The 24559-nt window shown below is 61.7% G+C and carries 17 protein-coding genes and 1 tRNA gene; 5 read left to right on the top strand and 13 right to left on the bottom strand.

Annotated features, from left to right (window positions below; all coding sequences use genetic code 11):
- Window positions 1-213 precede the first annotated feature (213 nt).
- Entirely contained in the window at window positions 214-2502 is a 2289-nt protein-coding gene (locus tag FJD34_RS03695; RefSeq protein WP_090292058.1) for a TonB-dependent receptor, read from the top strand.
- 136 nt (window positions 2503-2638) lie between these two features.
- Complete coding sequence (locus FJD34_RS03690) at window positions 2639-5164, top strand: PepSY domain-containing protein (protein WP_090292060.1); 2526 nt, start codon at window positions 2639-2641, stop codon at window positions 5162-5164.
- Window positions 5165-5215: 51 nt separating this feature from the next.
- Here the strand turns inward: FJD34_RS03690 and FJD34_RS03685 are convergent, their stop codons facing one another.
- The 4 genes from FJD34_RS03685 to ptsP form a co-directional block, all read right to left on the bottom strand.
- Window positions 5216-6757 (bottom strand): alkaline phosphatase D family protein, encoded by a 1542-nt coding sequence (locus tag FJD34_RS03685; RefSeq protein ID WP_032861935.1) that lies wholly within the window; start codon window positions 6755-6757, stop codon window positions 5216-5218.
- Window positions 6758-6834: 77 nt separating this feature from the next.
- Window positions 6835-8541, bottom strand: a complete 1707-nt coding sequence (locus FJD34_RS03680; RefSeq protein WP_032861933.1) for a PTS fructose-like transporter subunit IIB — start codon at window positions 8539-8541, stop codon at window positions 6835-6837.
- 11 nt (window positions 8542-8552) lie between these two features.
- Window positions 8553-9494: a 1-phosphofructokinase gene (gene pfkB / locus FJD34_RS03675; RefSeq protein ID WP_032861931.1), complete on the bottom strand. Its 942-nt coding sequence runs from the start codon at window positions 9492-9494 to the stop codon at window positions 8553-8555.
- Window positions 9495-12353 (bottom strand): phosphoenolpyruvate--protein phosphotransferase, encoded by a 2859-nt coding sequence (gene ptsP / locus FJD34_RS03670; RefSeq protein ID WP_090292062.1) that lies wholly within the window; start codon window positions 12351-12353, stop codon window positions 9495-9497.
- Window positions 12354-12636: 283 nt separating this feature from the next.
- Here ptsP and cra point away from each other — a divergent pair, with 283 nt between their 5' ends.
- Complete coding sequence (gene cra, locus FJD34_RS03665) at window positions 12637-13632, top strand: catabolite repressor/activator (RefSeq protein WP_065944230.1); 996 nt, start codon at window positions 12637-12639, stop codon at window positions 13630-13632.
- A gap of 2 nt (window positions 13633-13634) precedes the next feature.
- Window positions 13635-14438, top strand: a complete 804-nt coding sequence (locus FJD34_RS03660) for a TatD family hydrolase (RefSeq protein ID WP_090292065.1) — start codon at window positions 13635-13637, stop codon at window positions 14436-14438.
- On the opposite strand, the gene FJD34_RS03655 is transcribed toward FJD34_RS03660, so the two are convergent.
- The 5 genes from FJD34_RS03655 to FJD34_RS03630 form a co-directional block, all read right to left on the bottom strand.
- The gene (locus tag FJD34_RS03655; RefSeq protein WP_032861925.1) at window positions 14358-14798 is read right to left on the bottom strand and encodes a hypothetical protein; all 441 of its coding nucleotides are present in this window, start codon (window positions 14796-14798) and stop codon (window positions 14358-14360) included. The two genes, FJD34_RS03660 and FJD34_RS03655, sit on opposite strands and share 81 nt — an antisense overlap.
- Window positions 14799-14927: 129 nt before the next feature.
- A complete protein-coding gene (locus FJD34_RS28790) occupies window positions 14928-15632 on the bottom strand; it encodes a methyl-accepting chemotaxis protein (protein ID WP_373347688.1) in 705 nt (234 codons plus the stop codon).
- 1658 nt (window positions 15633-17290) lie between these two features.
- Window positions 17291-18127, bottom strand: a complete 837-nt coding sequence (gene ampE / locus FJD34_RS03640) for a regulatory signaling modulator protein AmpE (RefSeq protein WP_032861923.1) — start codon at window positions 18125-18127, stop codon at window positions 17291-17293.
- Window positions 18124-18687 (bottom strand): 1,6-anhydro-N-acetylmuramyl-L-alanine amidase AmpD, encoded by a 564-nt coding sequence (gene ampD, locus FJD34_RS03635; RefSeq protein WP_065944233.1) that lies wholly within the window; start codon window positions 18685-18687, stop codon window positions 18124-18126. The genes ampE and ampD overlap by 4 nt, the downstream gene beginning before the upstream one ends.
- Window positions 18688-18749: 62 nt before the next feature.
- Window positions 18750-20900 (bottom strand): DUF1631 domain-containing protein, encoded by a 2151-nt coding sequence (locus FJD34_RS03630; RefSeq protein WP_090292069.1) that lies wholly within the window; start codon window positions 20898-20900, stop codon window positions 18750-18752.
- Window positions 20901-21168: 268 nt separating this feature from the next.
- Here FJD34_RS03630 and nadC point away from each other — a divergent pair, with 268 nt between their 5' ends.
- Complete coding sequence (nadC, locus tag FJD34_RS03620) at window positions 21169-22017, top strand: carboxylating nicotinate-nucleotide diphosphorylase (RefSeq protein ID WP_032861918.1); 849 nt, start codon at window positions 21169-21171, stop codon at window positions 22015-22017.
- 73 nt (window positions 22018-22090) lie between these two features.
- On the opposite strand, the gene FJD34_RS03615 is transcribed toward nadC, so the two are convergent.
- The 4 genes from FJD34_RS03615 to FJD34_RS03600 all read right to left on the bottom strand — a co-directional run bounded on the left by FJD34_RS03615 (window position 22091) and on the right by FJD34_RS03600 (window position 24544).
- Window positions 22091-22396, bottom strand: coding sequence for a DUF6388 family protein (locus FJD34_RS03615; protein ID WP_032861916.1), 306 nt, complete (start codon window positions 22394-22396; stop codon window positions 22091-22093).
- 136 nt (window positions 22397-22532) lie between these two features.
- Window positions 22533-22605: transfer RNA gene (locus FJD34_RS03610), tRNA-Thr, on the bottom strand.
- A gap of 39 nt (window positions 22606-22644) precedes the next feature.
- Window positions 22645-24051 carry an O-antigen ligase family protein gene (locus FJD34_RS03605; protein ID WP_090292071.1) on the bottom strand — a complete coding sequence of 469 codons (1407 nt, stop codon included), beginning with the start codon at window positions 24049-24051 and terminating at the stop codon, window positions 22645-22647.
- Window positions 24052-24133: 82 nt separating this feature from the next.
- Window positions 24134-24544 (bottom strand): pilin, encoded by a 411-nt coding sequence (locus FJD34_RS03600; RefSeq protein ID WP_090292072.1) that lies wholly within the window; start codon window positions 24542-24544, stop codon window positions 24134-24136.
- Window positions 24545-24559: the final 15 nt, after the last annotated feature.

The raw sequence follows: 24559 nt of genomic DNA, 5'->3' as shown, positions 1-24559 counted from the left end.
CGTTACCTGAGAGCAGAGGGGCGCCAATGGTATTGATTCTTATTGACTGTGTAAAACCCTGATCGGACGAGCAGACGCATGAGCCAATAAAAACCGTAATTTCCCAAGTGTAAATTTTGTAAATACAGTGCAAATAGCAACGTATCTCAATTGCTATACATAATTGATTACAATATATTTCGCGACCTTCACATCCTTGGGGTAAGGAATTTCATGTCGCGCACAATTACAAAAGCACCGATCAGTTCACCGCGCCTGCTGGCTTCGGCCATTGGCGTGGCCATCAGCGCCAGCTCCGTAGCCCATATGGCTCAAGCGGCCGAAGAGACCGAACAAAAAGGCGAGCGCAACAGCATTTCCCTCGGGGCTACCAGCATCACCGGCCAGGAACAGGACGCGACGTCCTACCAGACCGAAAAAGCCTCTTCGCAGAAATACACTGCGCCGCTGGTCGACACCCCGCGCTCCGTCACCGTGGTGCCGGCGCAGGTACTCAAGGACACCGCCGCGACCTCGCTGCAAGACGCCTTACGCACAGTGCCAGGCATTACCTTTGGTGCCGGTGAAGGCGGCAACCCCCAGGGCGACCGCCCGTTTATCCGCGGTTTCGATGCCCAAGGCGACACCTACCTGGACGGCGTGCGCGACACCGGTGGCCAGAGCCGGGAAATTTTCGATATCGAGTCCATTGAAGTCAGCAAGGGCCCGAACTCTTCGTTCGGTGGCCGTGGCTCGGCCGGTGGCAGCCTCAACCTGGTGAGCAAGACCCCACAAGCGCGGGACTTCCTCAACGGCGGCTTTACCTACGGTTCGGACCAGACCCGCCGCTATGCCCTCGACGTCAACCGCCAGTTCCTCGACACCGCCGCATTCCGCCTGAACCTGATGAGCCACGAACAGAACGTGGCCGGTCGCGACGCGGTCAATTACGACCGCTGGGGCGTGGCACCGTCGCTGACCTTTGGCCTGGGCACCCCGACCCGCGTCAACCTCAGCTACTACCACATGGAAAGCAACGACCTGCCGGATTCGGGGATTCCCTACAGCTACAGCAGCAGCGCTGCAAACGCTGCCCACGTGCATGACAAACCCACCGACGGCGGCGACAGCAGCAACTTCTACGGCCTCAAGGATCGTGACTTCCGCAAGACCCGCGCCGACATCAGTACGTTCTCCATCGAGCACGACCTGAACGACAACATGACGATCAAGAACACCCTGCGCCACGGCAGCACCGGCCAGGACTACGTGCTCACTCAGCCGGATGACAGCCAGCACAACGTCAACCAGTTCGGTACCGTGTGGCGTCGGGCCAACAGCCGCGTGTCCACCACCACGACCACCACCAACCAGACCGATCTGTTTGGCAATTTCCAGGCCCTGGGCTTCAAGCACAGCTACTCCACCGGCCTGGAATTTACCGGAGAAGAAACCCGCGTCAGCGGTTATACCGTCAGCCCCAATAGCAACCCGGTTTGCACCGTGGCCGGTGGCGGCAAGGGCGGCCAATGCACCTCGTTGAGCAACCCGAACCCGGACGATGCCTGGACCGGCAGCGTCGCCCGCAACTACCTGGGTACCAACACCAAGGCCACCAGCCGCGCCGCCTATGTATTCGACACCATCGAACTCGACCCGCAATGGCTGCTGAACGTCGGCCTGCGCTACGACACCTTCGACACCGAGGCCAATAGCAACGCAGCCACCGGCCGCACCAAGTTCAAGGACGACAGCCAGTTCTTCAACTGGCAGGCCGGCCTGGTCTGGAAGCCGATGGAAAACGGCAGCATCTACACCTCCTATGCCACTTCGGCCTCGCCTCCCGGCGGCCTGGTCGGTGAAGGTGTGGACTCGAATGCACCGCCCACCGGCATCAACACCAGCGACCTGAAACCAGAAGAAACCGTCAACTACGAGCTAGGCACCAAGTGGGACCTGTTCCACGACCGCCTGTCCCTGACCGCTGCGGTGTTCCGTACCGAGAAGAAAAACGCGCGCATCCTGGTGAACTCCAACACCTATGAGAACGCTGGCGAGTCCCGCGTCGATGGCCTGGAGTTGTCGGCCAGCGGCAAGCTCACCGAGCAGTGGCAAGTGTTCGCCGGCTACAGCTACCTGAAAAGCGAGCTGGTAGACCCGGGCAAAAACGGCAACCGTCAGGGCGTCGTCACTGCCGGTTCCAACAAAGGCAACGAAATGCCCAACACGCCAAAGAACGCCTTCAGCCTGTGGACAACGTATGACATCACCTCGAAGCTGACTGTCGGCGGCGGCGCGTTCTATGTCGACGACGTCTACGGCGACGCGGGCAACACCGTCTACGTGCCGTCCTACACCCGCTACGACGCCATGGCCAGTTACAAGCTGACCAAGAACGTCGACCTGCAGTTGAACGTGCAGAACCTGACCGACAAAACCTACTACGACAAGGCCTACGGCGCGCACTTCGCCAACCAGGCAGCCGGTCGTACGGCGCTGTTGACCACCAGCTTCCACTTCTAAGCGGCTGGACGTTTCATGCAAAAGCCCCGTGCATCGGATGCCCGGGGCTTTCGTATGTAAAAAAGAATCTTTCTCGACAACTCACGGCATAATGCGCGCCGTAAAATTCATATCCAGCTCAGCGAGGCCGTCCGACGTGTTGAAGAAAACCCTATTTCAGTTGCACTGGTTTTTCGGCATTACCGCCGGGCTGGTGTTGGCCTTGATGGGGATCACCGGGGCTGCGTACTCGTTCCAGGATGAGATCCTGCGGGCACTCAACCCGACGGTGCTGACCGTGCAAAAGCAACCGGCCGGCGTGCTGCCACCGGCGGAACTGGTGCGCAAGCTCGAAGCCACCGAAGGCAAGGCCGTGTCCATGCTGTGGGTGGAAAGCGAAAGCGGCAACGCCGCACGGGTCTTCTTCACCCCGCCACCGGGCGAGCGCCGGGGCCAGATGCGCTACTTCGACCCGTACACCGGTGACTACCTGGGCGATGCCGTCGGCCAGGATTTTTTCGGCCTGATGCTGCAACTGCACCGCTTCCTGGCCATCGGTGACACCGGCCGGCAAATCACCGGTGCCTGTACGCTGATCCTGATTTTCTTCTGCCTCTCCGGCCTGTACCTGCGCTGGCCGCGCCAGGTGGCGAGCTGGCGTGCCTGGCTGACCCTGGACTGGCGCAAGAAAGGCCGCAGTTTCAACTGGGACCTGCACTCGGTGTTCGGCACCTGGTGCTTGCTGTTCTATCTGTTGGCCGCGCTCACCGGCCTGTACTGGTCCTATGAGTGGTACAGCAAGGGCCTGACCCGGTTGTTGTCCGATGCCCCGCAAAACGAGCGGGTGCGCAACCGTGGCCCAGCGCCTGCGGGGCCAGCCCCCGTCGCCAACTACGACGCCATCTGGAGCAGCATCTACAGCACCGCCGGCCCGGACTTGAGCGCCTACAACATTCGTATGCCGCCCGTGGCTGGGCAACCGGCCACGGTCTACTACCTGTTGCAGAGCTCTCCCCATGACCGTGCGCTGAACCAGATCAACCTGGACCCGGCCACCGGCGTAGTCAAAAGCGTTGAGCGCTATGGCGACAAAAGCCTCAAGGCGCAATTGCTGACCAGCATCTACGCGCTGCATGTCGGCAGTTATTTCGGCCTGGTGGGGCGGATCATCCTCACCGTCACTTCGCTGTGCATGCCGTTGTTCTTTATTACCGGCTGGCTGCTGTACCTCGACCGCCGCCGCAAAAAGCGCCAGGTGCGCGATGCCCGCAAAAGCCTGGGCAGCAACCGCAGTGATGCACCCGCGTGGCTGATCGGTTTCGCCAGCCAGAGCGGCTTTGCCGAACAACTGGCCTGGCAGACCGCCAGCCAATTGCAGGCCGCCGGGTTGCCGGTGAAGGTGCAATCCCTGGGTAGCGTCAACGAAGATGATTTGCGCCAATCAGACCATGCGCTGTTTGTAGTCAGCACCTTCGGCGATGGCGAAGCACCCGACAGCGCGCGCGGCTTCGAACGCAGCGTGCTGGGCAGCGACCTCAGTCTCAAGGGCCTGAACTACTCGGTGCTGGCCCTGGGCGATCGTCAATATGAACACTTCTGCGGCTTTGCCCGGCGCCTGCACTTCTGGCTGACCAACCAGGGCGGCAACGCCTTGTTTGCCCCGGTTGAAGTCGACAGCGGCGACGAGGACGCCTTGCGGCACTGGCAACAACAACTGGGCCAGATCACCGGCCACGCACCGGCAGCCGCCTGGGCCAGCGCCAGTTACGAAAACTGGACCTTGAGCCAGCGCACCCTGCTCAACCCGGACAGCAGCGGCTCGGGTGTCTACCTGCTGGGGCTCAACCCGCCCGCCCCGCGTGACTGGCTGGCCGGCGACCTGGTGGAAGTCATGCCGCGCAATTGCCCGTGGGCCGTCGAACATTTCCTCGATGGCCTGGGCATTGCCGGCACCGACGAAGTACTGATCGATGGCTTGGCGCGCCCCCTGGAACAGGTGCTTGCCAGCCGTCAGCTGCCGGACAATCGCGTGCATCTGGTCGGCCTGCATGCGCGTTCCCTGGTGGATGCACTGGTGCCGTTGGCCATGCGCGAATACTCCATCGCCTCGATTGCCAGCGATGGTGTGCTGCAGTTGATCGTGCGCCAGGAGCGTCATACCGACGGCAGCCTGGGCCTGGCATCGGGCTGGCTGACCGAGCACGCACCACTGGGCTCGGCGATCAGCCTGCGCGTACGGCGTAACAGCGGCTTCCACCTGCCAACTGACCCGGTGCCGATGATTTTGCTGGGCAACGGCACCGGCCTGGCTGGTTTGCGCAGCTTGCTCAAAGCCAGGATTACCGACGGCCAACAGCGTAACTGGTTGTTGTTTGGCGAACGCAACATCGCCCATGACTACCACTGCCAGGACGAGCTGCAAGGCTGGCTGGCCAGTGGCGACCTGGCGTTGCTGGACCTGGCGTTTTCGCGGGATCAGGCAGAGAAGATCTACGTCCAGGATCGCCTGCGCGAATCCGCCGATGTGCTGCGCAAATGGCTGGCCGATGGCGCGGTGATTTATGTCTGCGGGAGTTTGCAGGGCATGGCGACTGGGGTCGATCAGGCCTTGGTTGATATCCTGGGAAGTGAGGCTGTAGAACGGCTGATCGAACAGGGTCGCTATCGCCGGGATGTCTACTGACCTACACCCATCAACCTGTGGGAGCGAGCAAGCCCGCTCCCACAGGTTTTATCAGCTCGGTTGGAGTTTTTGTTCGAACACCGAGACGCCATCCAGGTCGCGCAACGTGACCGTCAACTCTGTCGTCTGCCCATCGATCTGCACCTCCCCAAAAAACTGAAACCCGGCAAACGGCGAAGTGTTTTGCGCCGGCGGGGCCTTTTCAAACACCACCTGCGGGCCGAAGGTTTTATCCAGCGGGTTGGGCCCAAAGCTCCCCGCATTCAACGGCCCCGCGACGAACTCCCAGAACGGCTCGAAATCCTGGAACGCCGCCCGATCCGGGTGGTAGTGATGCGCCGCGCAGTAATGCACATCGGCAGTCAGCCACACATAGTTGCGCACCTGTTGCGCACGTAAAAAGCCCAGCAGTTCGGCAATTTCCAACTCGCGTCCCTGGGCCGGCCCCGGGTCGCCGTTGGCCACCGCTTCCCAGCGTGGCACACCGGGGCTGACCTCACCGTCGGGCACGCCAAGGCCGATGGGCATGTCGGCGGCGATCACCTTCCACTGCGCCTTCGACGCCTTGAGTTCACCCTTGAGCCAGTCCAGTTGCGCTCGCCCAAGAAACGGTTTTGCCCCGCCCAGGTTGTCATCGTTGGCCCCGCGATAGCTGCGCATATCCAGCACGAACACATCCAGCAACGGCCCGTAGCTGAGCTTGCGGTAGATACGTCCGCCCTGGTCGGCACTCTGCAAACGCATCGGTGCATATTCCAGCCAGGCCTGGCGTGCACGGCCCACCAGGGCGGTGATGTCCTTGGTCTGGTAACGCTCGTCCAGTTGCTTGCCGGGCGACCAGTTGTTGACCACTTCGTGATCGTCCCATTGCCAGATCTGCGGCACCTGCGCATTGAAGCGACGCACGTTCTCATCCATCAGGTTGTAGCGATAGTTGCCACGGTATTCATCCAGGGTTTCGGCCACTTTGCTCTTGGCCTCGGTGGTGAGATTGCGCCAGATGCGCCCGCCTTCGGTGGTCACTTGGGCCGGCACCGGGCCGTCAGCGTAGATGGTATCGCCACTGTGGATAAAAAAATCCGGCAGGCGCAGGCGCATGGCTTCGTAGATGCGCATCCCGCCAATATCCGGGTTGATCCCGAAGCCTTGGCCGACGGTATCGCCGCTCCACACAAAGCGGATATCGCGCCGTTGTTGCGGCACGCTGCGCAGGTGACCGAACCAGGGCTCGCTGGCGACGCCCGTCTGGGCGTCCTCGAACTGTACGCGATAGAAGATCGCCTGGTCGGCTGGCAAACCGGTCAACTCGACGCGGGCGGTGAAATCGCTGCGGCTGTCGGCCAAGGGCGAGACGAACCTGCGTGGGTTGCTGAATACACTGCGGGTGTCCCACTCGACCACCATGCGCGCCGGTCGGTCGCAGCGGCTCCAGATCATTGCGCGGTCACCCAGCAAGTCGCCGGACTGCACCCCATCGGTCAACAGCGGCCGGTCCTTGACCGAAGCTATCACTGCCGGTGCCAGCCCCGGCAGCAACAGGCCGGCGCCGACACCCTGGATCACACGGCGACGGCCGAGGTTAAAGTGGCTCATGGGCTTCCCTCCAAGCATCAAAAGGGAAACTAAAGCATGGGCGGATGAAGCGCAGATGACATGCCGCGCCTACAGGGTCAGGCGAGTGCCAGTTCTGCCGCCTCCGGACGCTTGATCACGGCATACACCAACCCGGTGAGTAGGCTACCCGCGACGATCGCCAACAGATACAGCAGCGCATGATTGATCGTGTTCGGGATCAGCATCACAAACAGCCCGCCGTGGGGCGCCATCAACTTGCAGCCGAAGTACATCGACAAGGCGCCGGTCAATGCGCCGCCGGCGATGCTGGCCGGGATCACGCGCAGCGGGTCCTTGGCCGCAAACGGGATGGCGCCTTCGGAGATAAAGCACATGCCCAGGATCAGCGCGGCCTTGCCGGCTTCGCGCTCGGTCTGGGCAAACTTGCGCCGGGCCAGGAACGTGGCGATGGCCATGCCAATCGGCGGCACCATGCCTGCCGCCATGGTGGCGGCCATCGGCGCGCCGCTCTGGGAGGCCAGCAGGCCAACAGAAAAGGCGTAGGCCGCCTTGTTGATCGGCCCGCCAAGGTCGGCGCACATCATCCCGCCCAACAGGATGCCCAACAGCACCGCATTGGTGGTGCCCATGGTGCTGAGAAAATCCGTCAGGCCCACCAGCATCTGCGCCACGGGCGGGCCGATCAGGTAGATCATCGCCAGGCCAGTGACCAGGCTCGCCAGCAACGGGATGATCAGGATCGGCTTGAGCGACTCCAGGCTCTGCGGCAACGGCACCGCACGGGTGATCAGCTTGACGCTGTAGCCAGCGAGGAAACCGGCGAAGATCCCACCGATAAAACCTGCGCCCAGGGTACTGGCCAACAGGCCGCCGATCATCCCCGGCGCGAGCCCCGGACGGTCGGCAATCGAGTAGGCGATGTAACCCGCAAGTAGCGGCACCATCAGGGTGAAGGCATGGTCGCCGACGGTCTTCAGGGCCGCCGCCAGAGTGCCTGACTCTTCGAAAGCGTGGATGCCGAAGACAAACGACAGGGCGATTAGCAGCCCGCCCGCCACCACCATCGGCAACATGAACGACACCCCGGTCAGCAGGTGTTTGTAGACCCCGGTTTTCTCCGGCTTGGCTGTCGCGCCACTGGCGGCGCTTTCCTGCCGGGCCTCGGCCAGGGCTTTATCGAGGATCGCGGCAGACTGCTTGAGCGCAATGCCGGTGCCACAACGATAGATTTTCTTGCCGGCAAAGCGCTCGGTGGCGACTTCGATATCGGCCGCCAGCAGCACCACGTCGGCGTCGCGAATGGCTTGTTCGCTCAAAGGCGTACGCGCGCCCACCGAGCCCTGGGTTTCCACCTGCAAGTCAAAACCCTTGGCCTTGGCGGCCTGCTGCAACGCTTCGGCGGCCATAAAGGTGTGGGCCACGCCCGTTGGACAGGCCGTGATAGCAACGATGCGCGGTGCGTTTTTTGCCGTCGGCACTGCAGCGCTGGCAACGTACAACTGGGCCTCTTGCGCGCCCCGTTGCAGCACCGCTTCAACGTCCTGCAACGCCTGGGCCGGGGTGCTCTGGTACACGCGTTTGCCGACAAAGCGCTGCATGTCCACCGGCGTGCTGGCGACCAGCAACACCCATTCGGCCGCGTCGAGAGTGGCCTGGGACAGTGCGCGTTCGGGGTGGTTTACATCCACCACTTCGACACTGGTGCTCCAGCCCTGGCGCTGCGCGGCGGCGTCCAGCAAACGGGCGCACAGCACACTGGTGACCATGCCGTTGGGGCAGGCGGTAACAATGGCTAACTTCATCACAAACCCTCTTATTGTTCTGTCAGCGGGCGCACAGCGACGCCGCTTTCAAGGCGCGCCAGTTGCGCGTCGTCGCTGATGCCGAAACCGATCTGCGTGACCGCCATGGCGGCTATCGCGGTGGCGCGGCGCAGGGTTTGCTCGGGCGCTTCGCCGCTGAGCAGGCCGTGCAGCATGCCCGCCAGCAAGGAGTCGCCGGCGCCCACGGTACTGGCGACGCTGACCTTGGGTGGTGTGGCGTGCAACGCTGCGCTCCGGCTGAACCAGTTCACGCCGTCGGCCCCGTGGGACACCACCACATGCTCCACGCCTTGGGCGTGCAAACGCTCAGCCGCCAGGGCTTGTTGGGCGACGGTCTGCGTGGGGCAGTCGAGCGCATCGGCGAGTTCTTCAGTGTTGGGCTTGATCAACCACGGCGCGGCCTTCAAGCCAGCGCGCAACGCTTGGCCACTGGTGTCCAGGGCGACTTTCAAACCAAGGTCCTTGAGCGTTTCCAGCAAGCCCTGAAACCACTGCGGGCTGACGCCCCGCGGCAAACTGCCAGCGACCACCACTGCATCGAACTCAGGACCGATCACCGCGATCAGCTTGAGCAATTGTTCTTGTGCCTGCTCACTCACCTGCGGCCCCGGTGCGTTGATGTCGGTGACCCGGCCATCCTGCTCGGCAATCTTGATATTGCTGCGGGTTTCGCCCGGCACACGAATAAATGCATCGCCAAACCCTCGGCTGGCGATCAGGGCATCGAAAGCCTGGGGGTTTTGCGCGCCGAGAAATCCACCCACACTCACGTTATGGCCCAAATCAGCCAACACTTGCGCCACATTCACGCCCTTGCCGGCGGCATGGGTGAGCAGGGTTTCGCTGCGGTTGACCGCACCCGGTTCCAGGCACGCCAAACGCACCGTCAGGTCCAACGCCGGGTTCAGCGTCAGGGTCAGAATCTTCGCCATTTACACGGCCTCCACAAGGGCACGCACTTGGGCCGGGGAACCCAGCGCCAGTGCTTGTTGCGCCAGGCTCCGGGCCTCGCTCAGACTGAATTCACGCACCCGCGCCTTCACTTCAGGAATACTGCGGGCCGACACACTCAACTCATCCACACCCAGGCCCACCAGCACCGGCACCGCCAACGGATCCGCCGCCAACTCGCCGCACACACCCACCCATTTGCCATGGGCATGGGCCGCACGCACCGTGATGTCGATCAGTTGCAGCACCGCCGGGTGCAGGCCGTCAGCCAGGGCCGACAAGGTTGGGTGGCCACGGTCGATAGCCAGGGTGTACTGGGTCAGGTCGTTGGTGCCGACACTGAAAAAGTCCACCTCCTTGGCCAGCACCGGCGCCAGCAACGCGGCGGAGGGCACCTCGATCATGATGCCCAGTTGCAGGTCCGCCACCGGGATTTCCAGGCGCAGGCGCTCGGTCATGTCGCGGGCCGCACGCCACTCATCAACGCTGCCGACCATGGGGAACATGATGCGCAGCGGCCGGCTGTCCGCCGAGCGCAGCAGCGCGCGCAGTTGCGCCTCCATGATCTGCGGGCGTTGCAGGGTCAGGCGAATGCCGCGCACGCCGAGGAATGGGTTTTCCTCCTTGGCAATCGGCCAGTAAGGCAAGGGTTTGTCCCCGCCGACATCCAGGGTACGCACCACCAGCGGCCGGCCGCCCAGGCCATCGAGCACACGGCGGTATTCGGCTTCCTGGGTGGCTTCATCCGGCGCTTGCGAATGGGCCATGAAAATCAGTTCGGTACGCAGCAGGCCAATGCCTTCGGCACCCTGCTCGACAGCGGCCGCCACCCCTGCGCTTTCGCCGATATTGGCGAATACTTCGACCCCATGCCCGTCGCGGGTCAAGGCCGGTTCATGACGTTGCGCGGCGGCAGCCTGCAGGCGCTGTTCGCGGGTATCACGCTCTTGGGTGGCGCGCTGCAAGGTCGCAGCATCGGCATCCACATGCAGGCGCCCGCGTTGGCCGTCGAGCAACAGCGGCGTGCCCGAGGCCAGCAGCAGCACCGCGGGACCTGCGCCGACCAGCGCCGGGATCCCCAAGGCACGGGCAACGATGGCGCTGTGGGCGGTAGCGCCGCCGCGTGCGGTGAGGATCCCGGCGACCCGCGCCGGATCCAGCCGGGCAACGTCCGAAGGGCCGACTTCATCCATGACCAGAATGTAGGGTTCGTCCGGCTCTTGTGGGGTTTGCACACCACACAGTTGTGCCAGCACCCGACGGCCAATGTCGCGCAGGTCGGCAGCGCGTTCGGCGAGTAATGCGTCCTGCAAGGACTCCTGCTGCCTGGCGGCGGCTTCGATCACACTCATCCACGCCGCTTGCGCGCTTTCGCCTTGCTTGAGCCGGGTGTCGACTTCGTCGGTCAGTTCCGGGTCGTCGAGCATTTCCTGATGGGTGATGAAAATCTCGCGGATCGCCTTGGATTTGCTACGTTCGATCAAACCCTGGATATCGCCGCGCACATCGCGCAATGCCGCGGATAAACGCTCGCGCTCGGCGCTGGTCGACTCGCCGCGCAGTGGATAGTCAAACGGCTGCAACACTTGGATATGGGCCGGGCCGATGGCGATCCCAGGCGCGGCGGCGATGGCCTGGATCAGGCTGCCGGAAGCTGGCGCGCGCAGTGGCGGCTCGCTCTCGACCACGTCCAGACGGGCACTGACGGCTGGCAGCGGCTCGACCTCTTCGCCCAGGCCGGCTTGCACCGCCGCCAATAGCGCGGGCAATGCGTCGTCGGCACTACCGGGTTCGGCGACAAATTCCAGCACCTGACCGCGTCGGGCGCCAAGGCTGAGCAACTTGCTCAGGCTCTTGACCGACACCGCGCCGCCCTGCCCGTCCACGATCCGCACGCGGATTTCACCGTCGAACTGCTTGGCCAGTTGCGCCAGGACCTTGGCCGGCCGCGCATGCAGGCCGTGGGCGTTGGCCAGGGCGATGCGCGCGCTGGGCCAGTCGACAGGCAGTTCGCCACCCAGCACTTCGAGGACCGCTCGGCTGCTGGTGGCCCGTCCCAGTTCCTGGCCGCGCCCTTCAATCAGCAAGGCGCACAAGCGCTCAAGCAATGCCTGATGAGCTTCGCCGAGGCTGGCCAGGCAAAACAGGCCGCTCAACGGTTGGCCCAGGTAGCGCATGGGTTTGTCCGGGGTGACAAAGGCCAGGCCCGGACGCTTGACCGTTTGTTCGCTGTGCAACCACCACAGGCCATCGCCCAGGGGCAGCGCATCGACTTGCTGTAGCACGGCGGCGAAGCCATTGCTCACACAGTCGGCCTGGCGCAGCAGGCGAGCGCCGCGCCACACCAGTTCTTCAAAATCGTCGGCGGATACGCCCAGGCCAATCATCTGGGCATCCAGCGCCAACTCCTGGGGAGCGCCTTGCAACAGCTTGAGCAAGGCCTCGGCCGAGGTGGCGCGGCACAGCGCCTGGCCCAGGTCGGTTTCGCCAAGGGCACGGGTCAGCAGTTGCAGCAGGCGCAGGTGCTCGTCGGATTTGGCGGCAATGCCAATCGCCAGGTAGACGATCTGGCCATCGCCCCAATCCACACCGTGGGGAAACTGCAACAGGCGCACGCCGGTAGCGAACACCTGATCGCGGGTTTCGGGGGTGCCATGGGGGATCGCAATACCTTGGCCGAGGAAGGTCGAGCCTTGCGCTTCACGGGCTTGCAGGCCGCTCAGGTAACCTTCGGCGACCAGGCCATCGGCCACCAGTTTTTCGGCGAGCAGTTGCAAGGCAGCAGACTTATCCACAGCCACCTGGCCCATGGATATCTGCTCTACGGTGAGCTCAAGCATGCCTTTCTCCTAGTTAGTGCGGGGGGCGCACTAGGTATTGTTTTGATTAAACCGTGCAAAAATAACTGACTGAGTGGTCAATTGGCAGTAGGCACTCAGCAGCGATCATCGTAAAAATACGCCTGCTGAAACGTTTAATCTAGAATTTATGGCAGATTACTGAGTAATTCTGCATCCTTGAAGCACCACTCGGCGCTTGAGTTGCGACAATGGTCGTGTGCAGGAATCGGTTACGATTGGACAAAATGTCGGGGCAAGCTCTAAAAAACAAGGAAATCCCGGTTTGAAACTCAGTGATATTGCACGCATAGCCGGTGTGTCCGTGACCACCGCCAGCTACGTCATCAATGGCAAGGCCGAACAGCAACGGATCAGCAGCGCCACCGTCGAACGGGTGCGCGCGGTGGTCGAGGAGCATGGCTTTACCCCCAACCCCCAGGCCGCCGGGTTGCGCAGCCGGCATACCCGCACCTTGGGGTTTATCCTGCCGGACCTGGAAAACCCCAGTTACGCACGGATCGCCAAGCTGTTGGAACAAGGCGCACGGGCCCGTGGCTATCAGTTGCTGATCGCCAGTTCCGACGACGATGCCAACAGCGAACGCCAGTTGCTGAAACTGTTCCGCGCGCGGCGTTGCGACGCATTGTTCGTTGCCAGTTGCCTGCCCGCCAGCGATGACTGTTATCGCGAGCTGCAAGCCAAGGGCCTGCCGGTGATCGCCATCGACCGGGTGATGGCGCCCGAGCAGTTCTGTTCGGTGGTCAGCGATGACCGCCAGGCCTGCCAGCAATTGACCAGCAGCCTGCTGCAACCGCTGCCCCGGCAGATCGTCTTGATCGGCGCCCACCCCGAATTGAGCATCAGCCAGGAGCGCGCAGCAGGTTTCCAGCAAGCACTGCACGACTTCAAGGGTGACATTCTGATCGAGCATGGCGAAGCCTTCAGTCGCGACTGTGGCCGCCAGTTGATGGAAGAACTCCTGCAACGCCTGGGGCATTTGCCCGACGCGTTGGTGACCACTTCCTACGTCCTGCTGCAAGGGGTGTTTGACGCGCTGCATGACTTCCCGCTCAAGTCCCGACCGCTGCGCCTCGGCACTTTCGGTGACACCCAGTTGCTGGACTTCCTGCCGCTGCCGGTCAACGCCATGGCCCAGCAACACGCGCTGATCGCCGATACGGCCCTGCGCCTGGCACTGGCGGCGATTGAAGAGCAGCACTACCAGCCGGGCGTGCATGCGATTGGCCGGACCTTCAAGCAGCGGATTCACGAGGCATAGGCGTGGAGCTGATCGACAGCCACACACACCTCGACTTCGAGGATTTCGACGCTGATCGCGACGAGGTGCTCAAGCATAGCCGTCAGCTCGGCGTGCGGCGCATGGTGGTGCTGGGGGTGTACCAGCGCAATTGGCAGCGGTTGTGGGACCTGGCGCAACAGGACCCGGACCTGCATGTGGCCTTCGGCCTGCACCCGGTGTATCTGGATGAACATCGCTGCGCAGACCTGATCGAACTAGGTGACTGGCTGACGCGCCTCAAGGGCCACCGCCAGCTCTGTGCCGTAGGTGAAATCGGCCTGGATTACTTTCTTGAGCACCTGGACCGCGAGCGCCAGCAAACCCTGTTCGAAGCCCAGTTGCAGTTGGCTGCAGACTTCCGACTGCCGGCACTGCTGCATGTGCGACGCAGCCACGCAGCCGTTATCTCTACCCTAAAACGCATCCGCCTGCCCCGGGGTGGGATCATCCATGCTTTCGCCGGCAGCCGCGAAGAAGCCCGTGAATACATCAAGCTGGGGTTCAAGCTCGGCCTGGGCGGCGCGCCGACCTGGCCCCAGGCATTACGCATGCACAAGGTCATCGCCCAACTGCCGTTGGAATCGGTGGTACTGGAAACCGACTCGCCAGACATGGCGCCCGCCATGTACCCCGGTCAACGCAACAGCCCAGAGCACTTGCCGGCAATCTGCAGCGCCCTGGCTGAACGGATGGGGATCAGCCCTTCAGCGCTGGCCGAGGCGAGCACCCGCAACGCCTGCGAACTGTTCAACTGGCCGCTCGATGATGGGGTTGACCGCCTGTAGCGTGAGGGTCATGCGATGCCGGTGGCGGGCGTAGCGCAGGGTGAGGAAGTGAATCAGGATCGCCACCAGCGATACGTTCAATTGCCCGACCTTGCTGATCAAGCCGACCCACTCCACCACCAGGGCCACCAACAAGGCCACGCAGGTCAACACGAGCATGCTTGGGCGCAGCAAGGCCAGGTTGTCCAGGGACTTCAACTGGCGCAGTTGCCTGGGACAATTGAGCAGCAGGACTTTGTGGCAATACGGACAGTCAAAAGGCTCGTTGAGGGCAATGGCATTGAGCTGCCAGGGCTTGAGTACGAAGGTGATATCGCAATGGGCGCAATGCCCTTTCACGCCTGGGGTTGTCGCGGTCATGGCCCTGCCTCCCGGAAGCGCTGGATGGGGTGTGAAACAAATTCTCACCCAATCTCGTTGCGAAAAAAGCTCACCCGGGAAAACAGGACATGCACCACACAGCTAACAGATAAAACCTACATCAAAGTCTTACACGCGAAATGCACCGATCAGCTTTTTCAGTTCAATCACCTGCAAAGACAATTGCCGGCTGGCCTCTTCGGTCTGATGCGCACCTTGGGCCGCGTGCTCGCCAGCCCGATTGATCTCGACGATGTTCTGGTCGATGTCATGGGCCACCGCCGTCTGTTGCTCCACCGCCGCAGCGATTTGCTGGTTCTGATCGACGATCATCCCCACGGCGCCCAGGATATTTTCCAGGGCAAGTTGGACTTTTTCCGACTGCCCGACCGTACCGCTGGCCATTTTATGGCTGCTGCCCATGGCCTTCACCGCCGCACCCACGCCCTGGTGCAATTTGGCGATCATCTGCTCGATCTCTTCAGTGGAGTGCTGGGTGCGCCGGGCCAGGGTGCGCACCTCATCGGCCACCACGGCAAACCCACGCCCCTGCTCGCCCGCCCGCGCCGCCTCGATGGCCGCGTTCAAGGCCAGCAGGTTGGTTTGTTCGGCAATGCTTTTGATCACTTCCAGCACGCTGCTGATCGATTGACTGTCGATAGCCAGTTGATTGATCACCAGCACTGATTGGTCGATCTCGGACGCCAGTTGCGCGATGCTGCCCTGCTGGGATTGCACCAGGCCACGCCCGCTGAGGGTTTCATCGTTAACGCTGTGAGCACTGCTGACAGCCGCCGCCGCACTGCGCGCGACTTCGTGGGCGGTCGCCGACATCTGGTTCATGGCCGTTGCCACCTGTTCGATCTGGCTGCGCTGGCCCGACACCGCCTGATTGCTGCGCGCCGAAACCGACTCCACTTGCCCGGCCTGATGCTCGACTTCCTGGACGGTGTGCCCTACCCGTTCAATCAGGTCGTGGATTTTCGCTACGGTGCCATTGAACACCTCACCCAACTCACCCAACTCATCGCGGCTCTGGGACTTGAAGTTGACCGTCATGTCCCCGGCGGCGACCTTATCCATCATCGCGCCCAGGCGGCGCAGGGTGGTGCGGGTCGAGGCGTAGAAGCCGCCGTACAGATAGAAGATCAACAGGAACACCGCCGCCAGCGCCGCAACCAGCACCACCATGTGCGTTCGGTTCTGGGCCAGGCGCTGTTGCAGCTGCTGGTCGAGGAAGGACAGGGTCGCATCGTCCAGTTGATAGGTCCTGGCCATCAAGGCTGTCACTTGATCATAAAAACCCTGCCACGGCGCCTCCAGGGTCTCGGCCATCACCACCTGTTCCTCGAACAGTTCGCTGCCCTGCTTGAGGCTGGCCTGGCTGGCTTGGGCCAAGGTATCCAACGCGTCATGGGCGGCCTTGCTGGAGTTCAGGGCGTCTTGCACTTTCAAGCCGTATTCAGCCTGGAGCTTTTCCAACTGTTGCAACAGTTCGTCAAAACGCGTGCTGGACGATGAGTTGAGAAAGCCCTGGCCCAGGGAGTACGCACCCATGGCCCGGCCCTCGCCCAAGGTCTGGGTGACTTGCGGGGTGACGCTGGTCACCAGTTCGCTGAGTTGGCGCACATCACCCTGCACATCACGGCTCAACCCCGACTGGCTGGCAATGATCTGGCTGAACATCTGCGCCTTGTTGAGCAACTTGCCAATCAGCGCACTTTTGCTCAACAACGAAGATTCGCTTTGCTGGACCTTGAAGGCCGCGATCATCTCGTCGCGCTTACCCTCAAACACCGCAACTTGCTCGGGATCGACCGTCATCGCCTGGAAGCCTTGCAGGCGTTCAAGGACGCGCAGTTCCAATGCGCTGATCTGACTTTCGATATCGCCCGCCTTGCCCGCCTGGCCGAGGGTGGCGTTGATTTGCACCTGATTGTTCAGGGTTTCCAGGTCGCGGCGCAGGATCAGGCTGCTGCCCAGCAGGTCCAGGCTCTGTAACTCAACCTGCGTGCCCTGGAACTCACGCCAGGAATCGCGCACCAGGTAATAGTTGGTCACCAGCATCGGCAGGAAAAACAACACACTGATCAGGCTGAACTTCATGCCGAAGCTCAGGCGATTCATCAGCGCGATGGCGGGATAGAGCAAGCTCTTCACAGATGAACTCCCTTTTCTTTTATTTTTATTGAAGGCGCAGGGCAGCGGCAGAAAGCCACTATTGGGCGCGCTGTCTGTATAGCTTAAATCGGCGGGGAGTTTTGTAACTTAAGGTTAACGCGATCGGCGGCGCTTAATAGGCCGACCGATTTCTTGATACCAACACATCTTCCCTGTGGGAAATTGCTCTAATGCCAGTCAGTTAAGCGGTCATCGCCTTCTGTAGGAGCGAGCTTGCTCGCGAAAAACGTCAACGATAAGGCGTACTTACTGAATGAACGCGGCGCCTGTAAGTTTTTCGCGAGCAAGCTCGCTCCTGCAAAGGGCGTTTCTCAGGGTAAAACAGTCCAGATCGCAAACCCGGCGTACCACAACACCGCCGCGCGCAGCAGCAGTTCCCACAAGCGATCCAGGCTGTTGATGCCATCTGCACCCACTACCGGCGGCGGAATTTCCCCGGCCACCAGGCCAACCTTTTCCACCAACTGCGCTGCACTGATATCCCAGTTCAGCAGCTCATGCAGCATGACCCGGCTGACCGCGACAAAATTGCCCACCAAGGCAAAGCTCGCTGCCAGCAACCGCACCGGTAACCAGTCGAAAGCATGGCGCAATTGCCCGGCGCGCTCGGCCACCAATGGGTTCTGACTGCGCTCACTGGCCAGCGCCAGCAAGCGGTAGGCCAGGGCCACCACAGGGCCGAGGAGGAAATACCAGAAAATCACCGCGAAAAAACTCTGGTAGGCCTGCCACAGCAAATGGCCCTGGACCCGCTCCAGCAGTTGCTCGCCACTGTCGGCGCCAATGGCCAGGTCGCGTTCGGCAACATGCTCAGCCGCTTGCAGGTCCCCCCGGCGCCAGGCATCACGAAACGGCCCGAGCTGGCCCAACAGATCACCGCGCCCCAGGCTGTAGATCACCACCAGCAGGTGCACTGGCAGTGCCAGCAAACCATAGGCCACCGGTTCCAGGACCAGCAGCAACAGCCCCAGCAGCGCCACCGGCAGCAGTACCAGCAGCGCCAGGATCAGCCAGGGTTGCTTGCCCAGCCGCGTGCTCGACTCAAGCCGGGCCAGCTCGCGCAGCCAGCGGCCATCGCGCTGTACCCGCTGACGCAAGGCCGAGAACTTCTCGATCCACACCGCCAGCACCAACACCAGAAAACTCATTGTGCATGTCCTCCTTCCTGCAAGGCGCCGCGAAAACGCGCCCAATCAAAAGCCGGTCCAGGATCGGTCTTGCGTCCTGGGGCGATGTCACTATGACCGCAAATGCGCTGGAGCGTGATGCCCGGGTAGGCGGCCAGCAATTGGCGACTCAGTTCGATCAAGGATTGGTACTGGGCATCGGTAAAGGGTTGGTCGTCGGTCCCTTCAAGCTCGATCCCCAGGGAAAAATCATTGCAGGTCTCACGCCCCTCGAAACAGGAAACACCGGCATGCCAGGCGCGGTCCTGGCAGGAGACAAATTGCGTCACCGCGCCATCACGCTCAATCAGAAAGTGCGCTGAAACCCGTAAGTCAGCAATACCTGCAAAGTAGGGATGTTCCGTGACATCCAGGCGATTCTGGAAAAACTCCTGCACTTTGCCCGTGGCGAACTGGGCCGGTGGCAAGCTGATGTTGTGCACCACCAACAAGGAAATCTCGCCGCCCGGGCGCTCATTGAAGTTGGGCGATGGGCAATGGGCAACGCCCTGGCACCAACCGCTGGTGGGGTCCAACTGCATACAGGTTCCTTGCGCAAGACTTGGGAGCACTCAGTATGCCGTGATCCGCCTGGCGGTTGCGATCACTTGGCGCGATTGAGTTGCCGCAGATTGCCAATCACCGACGCCAGTGCGCGGTCGAACAACAGCGCATCATCCAGGGTGCGCACCCCGCCACGCTTGAACTCCAGGGCCAGTTCGGTGCAGGTTTTTTCCAGCACTTTGAGGCCTGTGCGATTGACAAAGATATAGCTGTTGGCCGGCTCGATAATCGCCGTCAGCTTGCAGCGCAGGGCATTGTCTTCATCTTCGCGGAACTCGACCCAACTGCCGATACGCAATTGGAGGACCTTGAGCAAATCGGGATCATCCTCTGCCAGGCTGACCGTCTCCACTGCCCCCAAGTCTTCGCGCACTTCAACCAGCGTCACGCTGGCAAGCGTTGCCCCCTGGAACGCCTGGGTATGCAGGGCTTGCAACTGGATAAAAAACTCCCGGGTAACAAAAGAGTCAAACGCCGCCTCGCTCAGCCCCTCGCGCAGAGCCTTGAGCAACGCGGGTAATTGCTCCAGCAAGCGACGGCCGGCCTCGGTGTCCTCACTCAGGCCGACACTCCAGATCAGCTCATCCATGGTCCGCAACCGCGCCTGCCATTGCGACGAGTGTTGCCCATGTTTTAGGCATTCAAGCAACAAGACCTGGCTCCAGGCCTGCTGCAGGAACTGCACCACGAAATGTGGCAAGACCTTACCCAGCAAGCGCTGATTGAGCGCATCCGCAACCCGCTGTCGGGCCTGCTCGGTGCGCGCGCGCCCTTCCTCGGCATCGCGGGTACGCTGTTCGAGCAGCTCACTGCGACGGCGCTCGTCCTGGGTAAACGCGGTGAACTCGTGCAGGAGTACCGAGAAAATTGCCGGGTCATCGACAAAATCGTTCAACAACCGCTGCACCACCTGCTCGATGCGCAGGTACAGGCTGTCACGCTGATAATCATCACGCTTGCCCCAGCCCATGGCGGCGGTCCCGATTTCATTGAGCAGGCGTCGTGCGGGGTGGTTGGCGCGGCTGAAAAAGCTCTTGTCCAGCACGGCCACTTTCAACATGGGAATCTGCAGGCGCGCAATCAAGGCCTTGAGGGAGTCAGGCAGGGTGCGGTCGTCGAGGATGAACTCGAACAACATGGCGATCAGGTTGATCACATCCTCATCGGCATCTTCGACTACCCGCGACTTTCCACTCTTGACGCTGACCCGGGTGAGCAGTTCTTCCAATTGGCGGCGCAGGTCAAAATCGTCCTCGACCGCAGGCTCCGGTACATATTGTTGCAAATGGGACAGCAGGCGCAGCAGGTCGCGGGTAGAGATAGGCTGGGCCTGGGCACTGGCCTCCAGGGTCGGGGCGACGCTGCCACGCACTGTCAGTAGCAGTTCTTGCAGGGCGGCGAAGACTTGTTGCTCGGCTTCGTCGGCTTGTGGGTCGACAGCCGGGGCGGCCTCGACGGGCGGGCGGGCCCTGCTGGCACGCTCGCCAGGACGCCGTGAAGGCACGGCCTTGAGTTCAGGCAGCACGCCCGTGGCGGCCAGCAACTGATTGGCTTCGCCGTACAGCAGGTCGGCATCGCTGAGTACGTACTTTTCAAACAGCTTCAAAATGATCAGCTTGACCCGGATCTCCACCCCCAGGCTGCGCCCGGCCCGCAGGAAGTACTCGCAGAGCATCGCCGGGCCAAGGGGGTTTTCCCGATCATCCAGGCGCTTGCCCAACAACACGCCCAGGCGGGCGCTCAGTTGCCCCAGCGCCAGGCCGTCACGGTGCATGACCTTGTCGAGCATGGCCTCCAGGGCCACGGCTTTTTCCAGGTCGTCGGCGCACACGCCAGGCGTCTCGTCGTAGGAAACCGTCGGTAACAGCAACTCGCCTTGCCCGGCCTGCCCCAGGTTGGCGAACGCCGCGAAGAGCTGCTCCATGAACACACGTTCGAAGTTCTTGCGCTTGAGGCGCAGGTCGCGCATCGCCTCAAAGAAAATATTGTGGTCGGCGCTGTTGCGGGCCTTGTCGGCCATTTCGAACAGGGTGTCGTCGGCGTTATCGAACAACTCCTGCAAACCCCGGTCGAGTTGCTGCGTGGCCTTGTCACGGACCTGGAGCACGATCACGGGCAGGCGGGCGAGCGGCGACGGCATCGCGTGTGCAGCGATCTTGTTGATCGGCACCACCTTTGCGTCATTGTGCATGCTGGCCTCCTGGAACGACGGGGTTCGGTTGAGTGAACGATCACTGCAACCGCCGATGGAATACCGGCAGTTACCGCGATTATCTGTAGATCACCGAGACGTCAAAGCTATGACGCCAATTGCAAGGCGCGAGATTATCTTGCAAATAGCCCCTGTAGCGCCAGCAAACTCTGTAGGCGCTTTGTAATCAGGCAGGTTATGGCGGCATACCTTGGGTTCGGCGCTGCCATGCCCCTATAATCGAGGCACTTTGTATGTGGAGCCCGCTATGCCGAATCTACGCCTCGCCGACCTCACCGCCGAAATCGAAGCCAACGTGCGCCGCGCACTGCTGGAAGATGTCGGCAGCGGCGATATCACCGCGCAATTGATCCCCGCCGAACGGCTGGCCAAGGCCACGATCATCACCCGTGATGCTGCCGTCATCAGTGGCACTGCCTGGGTCGATGCCGTGTTCCGCCAGTTGGACCCGCGGGTTGCCGTGCATTGGCAGGTGCGCGACGGTGAACGCGTGAGCCCCAACCAGGCGCTGTTCCACCTCGAAGGCCCCGCCCGCTCGCTGTTGACCGGTGAGCGCAGTGCGCTGAACTTCCTGCAGTTGTTGTCCGGCGTGGCCACGCGTGCGCAATACCTGGCGGACTTTGTCGCCAGCACCCAGGTCAAACTGCTGGACACCCGCAAGACCCTGCCCGGCCTGCGCCTGGCGCAAAAGTACGCCGTAACTTGCGGCGGTTGCCACAATCACCGTATTGGCCTGTATGACGCGTTCCTGATCAAGGAAAACCATATCGCCGCCTGCGGTGGCATTGCCCAGGCCATTACGGCCGCCCACAAGATTGCCCCGGGCAAGCCGGTGGAAGTCGAAGTGGAAAGCCTGCAAGAGTTGCGCGAAGCCCTGGCGGCGGGTGCCGATATCATCATGCTCGATGAGTTGAGCCTGGACGACATGCGCGAAGCCGTACGCTTGAACGGCGGCAAGGCCAAGCTCGAAGCCAGCGGCGGGATCAATGAAAGCACCTTGTTGCCCATTGCCGAAACCGGCGTGGACTACATCTCCATCGGGGCGATGACCAAGGATGTGAAGGCGGTGGATTTATCGATGCGACTCAGTATTTGAGTGGCTACAAACTTTAAGCTGCAAGAGCGCCTGGCGCCACTTGCAGCTTAAGGCTTGAAATTTGCCGCTGCTTCTAGACCACCAGATTGTTCATCTCGCAGTACTCTTCCCACTCGACTCCCAACACTTCGGCCGCCTCCTTGTGCAGGGCCAGGCGTGCCGCCTCGAACTCTTGCGGCGTGGACGTGTACTTGAGGGTCAGTTCCCAAGGCTGGAAGCCCTGGCTCTCGGCCTCGTCTTCGAATGCCCACTGGATCTGGTCGCGCTGGTCATCAGCACTCAGGTCCTTGATCTCTTCCTTAAGCTGCGGCGACTCCTCAAGGTATTTCTTGAGGGCTTCTGCGTGCCGCACTTCCTGGGTCATTGCTGTCGTGGTCATGGTGTTCTCTTAGATCGAGGAATGGGGATGCATCTGGGTCATCAAGGTTGCGCAGATACAAAAGAACGGGCACGAATACCGGTTCATCTGGCCTTCAGAACCATTCTGGGATCATCTGAAAACTGTGGTGCCTTTTTGCCCGAGACAGGAGTCGAACCTGCGACCTTCGCGTTACGAGTGCGCTGCTCTACCAACTGAGCTACACGGGCGGTGGGCTAAAGCTAGCACTGCATTGGGCGCCCGGCAACTTACCGGACATGCGGCGCAATGACTCCCTGGACCCAGAACCGTGGCTGCAGATGGCGTTTGGTAACGTCGATGTAGTGTTGGCTGCGCTCAGTGGCGCCTGGCAGGTCGCGGTACACGACAAATACCAGCAACGCCACCGAAAGCACCGCCGACACCTGCCAGGCCCGACGCAACAGCGGCATCGGCTCGGCAACGGATGTGCGCCACGGATGCAATGCCAACAGCCAGCCCACCACCAGCGCCAGCCATAGTTGTGAATAAGGCATCACAATCACCCCATCGACCATGGCCTGCACCGTCGCGCCCATCAAAGCGGCGAATAGACACAGGCGCAACAGGTCTTGCGATGATCCAGCAGGCCCTTGCCGGCGAATCACCATCAACGTGGCCCAGCCGCCGCGCAGTGCCAGCAACGACACACACAAGGCCGAGGGCACGCCCCACTCACTGGCCCACTGCAAGATTGCCTGGTGCGGATGGGCGGCAGTCGGGTTCGGGATATCGGCAAAGTGCATCGGCCCGAAGCCTAGCCACGGCCGTTCACTGAGCATGCCCCAGGCTTGCCACCAGATCACTTCTCGACCTGAAAGGCTGGTGGTGAGTCGATCATTGGAAAGACTGGCGATTTCGAGCCCCAGATAACGCGCCAGGACCGAGAACAACAGCCAGTACAAAAACAGCCCGCCACACAGCGCAGCCAGTTGCCAGACCAACCAGCGACGCCCTGCGGCCCCCAAAAAAGCCAGGACGACTGCGACAACTCCGATACCCAGCCAGGTGCCACGGGTACCGCCACTGATTGCAATCAACCACCAGGCACACAACAGGGTAAACACCAGCCCACGCGCCAACCGTGAGGTGCTCGCGAGCAGCAGCGGCAACGCCAGCAAGGGTAAGGTAAAGGTCTGGAACTGGCCGTAGAAGCGCTTGTTGGAGAACCCGGAAAGCAGGAGATCGGTGTCCAATATTGGTTCGCCACTGGTAAACGCCAGCACGCCCGCATATCCATATTGAAGGGTCTTGATCAGGCATAGCAGCAACACAAACAGGATCAGCACCTGATCCAGGGTTTGGTCGCCATTGCGCCGCAACCGGGCAAAAGCCGCGACAATCACCCCGCAGGTAATCATCAGCGCCCATTCGGTCAACGCCCAGAGGGGCTGGTGGGCCAACAACGAAGAAACCAGGCCGAGGCCGAACACCAGCACCAGGCCGATAGCGGTGGGTTTGTCGACCAGGCGACCGGCGGGAATCGACAGCCCATAGACCAGCGCACACACACCCACGCCGACCTGCATCACACGCTGCCAGTCATGACCACTGAAGGACAGGGTGATGCCCAGCAGCAAAAGGCTCAGTGTCACCACCAAGAACACGCTTCCTCGCTGTTGCACGGATAACGTCATGGGCAACCTTTACTTCCCTGTGGCGTGCCTGGGAGCCCGTCATATCCAACAGGCTCCGGTCACTGATTTTCGCTGCCCGGCCTCAGTTGCCAGCCGTGCAACCCTTTGCAGCGTACTGCTCTTGAGCAGTGGTGGTGCACTTCCAACCGTCAGTGGCACTGCGTACCAGGGTAATGATCTTGCCCTGGACGGGTGCAGGGGCATCAAGGATTTCACAGGCAATCGAGCCCGTTCCCGAGGCCACATCACCCGCAACGCTGATCGCGCAGTTCGCTGTCGGGCTGGTACCGCCGATCAGCGCCAGCGTGGGCGTGGTGCCCTGATTGAAGGTGTCCTCAAAACCTGCCTTCAACGCCGAGATTTCCGCCAACCCCGCCGTGAACTTGGCCTTGGCCTGGTGCTTGGTATACATGGGCAGGCCAATCGTGGCCAAGATGCCGATGATCGCCACGACGATCAACAACTCGATCAAAGTAAAGCCGTTCTGACGCATCACACTCACTCTCCA

It is taken from the genome of Pseudomonas brenneri (genome assembly GCF_007858285.1).
Classification (GTDB): domain Bacteria; phylum Pseudomonadota; class Gammaproteobacteria; order Pseudomonadales; family Pseudomonadaceae; genus Aquipseudomonas; species Aquipseudomonas brenneri.
The sequence above is the reverse complement of the archived record's forward strand: the minus strand, read 5'-3'. Positions and strand labels throughout refer to the sequence as shown.